The organism is Bradyrhizobium sp. (assembly GCF_016462955.1).
In the GTDB taxonomy this organism is placed as follows: Bacteria; Pseudomonadota; Alphaproteobacteria; order Rhizobiales; family Xanthobacteraceae; genus Bradyrhizobium.
The window spans coordinates 2365-5256 of record NZ_JAEMSD010000272.1 but is presented as its reverse complement, the minus strand read 5'-3'; the positions used below and the strand labels follow the sequence as shown (position 1 = coordinate 5256).

Annotated in this window: 1 protein-coding gene and 2 pseudogenes; 1 reads left to right on the top strand and 2 read right to left on the bottom strand. The window is 65.9% G+C overall.

Annotated elements, in window-relative coordinates; all coding sequences use genetic code 11:
* Positions 1-686 (top strand): annotated as a pseudogene (locus tag JHD07_RS24230) (MFS transporter); the annotation flags it as partial.
* A gap of 189 nt (positions 687-875) precedes the next feature.
* On the opposite strand, the gene JHD07_RS24225 reads toward JHD07_RS24230, so the two are convergent.
* Together JHD07_RS24225 and JHD07_RS24220 are read right to left on the bottom strand one after the other, a co-directional pair.
* Complete coding sequence (locus tag JHD07_RS24225; RefSeq protein WP_291626637.1) at positions 876-2267, bottom strand: M48 family metalloprotease; 1392 nt, start codon at positions 2265-2267, stop codon at positions 876-878.
* A 137-nt stretch (positions 2268-2404) separates the two neighbouring features.
* Positions 2405-2892: pseudogene (locus tag JHD07_RS24220) on the bottom strand (nuclease); the annotation flags it as partial.

The following is a 2892-nucleotide window of genomic DNA, read 5'->3' as shown; positions in this document are numbered from 1 at the left end:
GCCTGCGCATGGTGACGACGGAGGAATATGCCACGCTGTTCGAGACCCGCGAATTGCAGCCCGCGCGCATTTCTGAGACAGTTGCCCGCGAAGGCCAGAACATCATGCTCGGCGCGTTCGCGCCGCTGGCGAGCTTCGCCCTGTTCCATATGGTCACGGTGTTTCCGCTGTCCTGGGTGTTCCTGTTCACCCGCGAAAGCCCGGTGCGCTTTTTGATCATCGAGATCGTCGCCGCCGTGTTCGGCGTCGCCGCGATCGTGGCCTCCGGCATCATCGCCGACCGCGTCGGCCGCAAGTCGCTGCTGATGGGCTCGGCGATCGCGATCGCGATCTATAGCGGCTTCGCGCCTCAGCTGCTCGACGCCGGCGCGTTCGGCGAGACCATCTACATGGTGATCGGCTTCATCCTGCTCGGCCTCTCCTTCGGTCAGTCCTCCGGCGCGATCGCTTCGAACTTCCGGCAGACCTACCGCTACACGGCGTCGGCCCTGACCTCGGACATGGCCTGGCTGTTCGGCGCCGGCTTCGCGCCGCTGGTGGCGCTGCTGCTTGCCACCAATCTCGGCGTCATCGCGTCGGGTGCGTATCTGCTCTCCGGCGCGTTCTGGACCCTGCTCGCACTCTGGCTCAGCGGCCAGCGCGAGGCCGGCGACATGGACACGGGCGGCAAGGCCAGCAACGCATAGCCATCCGGACTTCAACGGGACGGCTGTAGGGTCGGCAAAGGTGCATCGCGCCGTGCCCACCATCTGTTTCCGATGGAGCGAGATCGTGGGCACGCTTGCGCTTTGCCCACCCTATAGCAGCGCAATTTGCCGCTTGAGATCCCGGATTCGCGCTAAGCGCGCCCCGAGATGACGTGCGCTTAGCGCACGTCAATCCGCCACGATCTTCACGCGATCGCGCACCTTCACCTGCGCGGTGCGATCGAGGCCGTTCAGCACGCGGAAGCGCTCGGCGGGATGATCGACGCCGGCCATGCGGTGAGACAGCGATTCCACGGTGTCGCCGGGCTGCACGGTGATGACCTTGATGCGCAGCGGACGCGCGGCCTGGATCTCGTCGAGAGTCAGGCGGCGGAACGATTGGACCGTCTCGCGCGCATTGCGCTCGCTCTCGGTCGATTTCTGCCGTGTCGCGAAGATGAAGCGGTAGACGTCGCTGCCGAACCGCAGCGCATAGACCTTGAACTGCCACTGATCGCCCTTGGCGGTGGCGGACGCGGCCGGGAAGCCGTTGATGGTGAGGTCTTCGGTGGAGGCCTTCTCGACGCCTTCCATCCAGCCGGAGCTCAGATAGTCGCCGAGCGACTGCTCAGCCGGCACCCGCACCACGTCGAAGCGCATCGCCTGCGCACCGCCCTCGCGCACGCCGATCACGGCCTGCGCGGTGTTGTCGAGCGTGAAATTCTCCGGTGCCTGGAAGGTGAAGCCGAGCTTCGGATGCAGGAAGCGGCGGCCGCGGACGAAACCTTCGCTGGGGTCCTCGCCGTAAACGAGGTTGTCGATCGCGGCGAGATAGCTTTCGCGGTCGCGCTCGGCGCCTTCGGGCGCCGTGTATTGCCGGGCGATGTTCTGCGCGTTCTGCACGCGTTCGGGGGTCGCCGGGTGCGAGGAGGTGAAATCCTGCGCGCGCGGATCGAGCGAGCTCTTGCCGACCTTCAGCTCGGCATTGCGCTCCATCGCCGAGAGGAAGCGCGCCGCGCCATAGGGGTCGAAATGCGCCTTGGCGGAGATGCCGACGCCGATGCCGTCGGCCTCGAGCTCCTGCTTGCGCGAGAAGCTCGCCATTGTGAGCTTGGTCTTGGCGAGTGCGAGCGCGGTGAGATCGGGATCATTGCTCATGTCGGTGACGACACGGGTCACGATCGCGGCCTGGCGGGCCTGGTCCTCGCGCATCGCGGCGTGCTTGGACAGCACATGCGCCATCTCGTGGCTGAGCACCGAGGATAATTCCGAGGTGTCGCTCGCCAGCGCCAGCAGGCCGCGCGTGACATAGAGCTGTCCGTTCGGCAGCGCGAAGGCATTCACCGCCCCGGAATTGAGGATGGTGACCTTGTAGCCCTGGTCGGGACGCTCGGAGGCGGCGACCAGGCGGTCGACGGTCTTGCTGACGAGCGCCTCGAGCCTGGGATCGTCATAGGTCCCGCCATAGTTCGCCAGGATGCGCTCATGCTCCTTTTCGGTGGCGGGGGTTTGCGCGACGGCGGGCCTCGGCTTGGGCATCGCCACGGCTGGCGGCGTCGCAGCGGTCTGGAACCGGCCCATGTCGCCACAGCCAGCGAGAGCCGTGCAAAGGACAAGGCACAGCGCAGCCGGCGCCGCCCGCAGACGGCGGGGGCCATCACCTCGTTCGTGCCGCTCTAGCACCCCATTCACGTCGCTTAACCCGTGCCTGGCCTGATCTAAGGCCTTACCCCTGCCGGCTCGTTTGCGCCCAGCAACTCGACCTGCCCTATGAGGCGCACATCAATCCGTGGCCCCGTATTCCCCTCGACCCAGCCCCGGACTCGAATGCGCTTACGTTCCAAGGACTTGACGGCTATTCCGGCCGTTTCGAACGCCGGCAAAGTGCGCCTTGAGATAGTCACCGCAAAGCCGCGTGTCCAGTTCTGTCCAAAGTTCAGGTAGGTCGTTGCCCCAGCCTGCCGGACCGAAAGGACCTTACCCTCAACCACCGCAAAACGCCCGATCTCCGCCAAAATATCGTCGGGACTTTCCGCGTTTTTTATGGCCGACGGGTCAGCCCAGCTGCCCATTTTTTGGCGTCGCGCCGCTGCTTCGGACGCCATCAGCGCGACCGCGCAGTCCTTGTCCGTGATCTCGGCGGAGACCAGCGCCTCGCCCAGGGCGAGCAGCATGGCCTGCACGGAGGTCTCGCTCCCGCCGATGA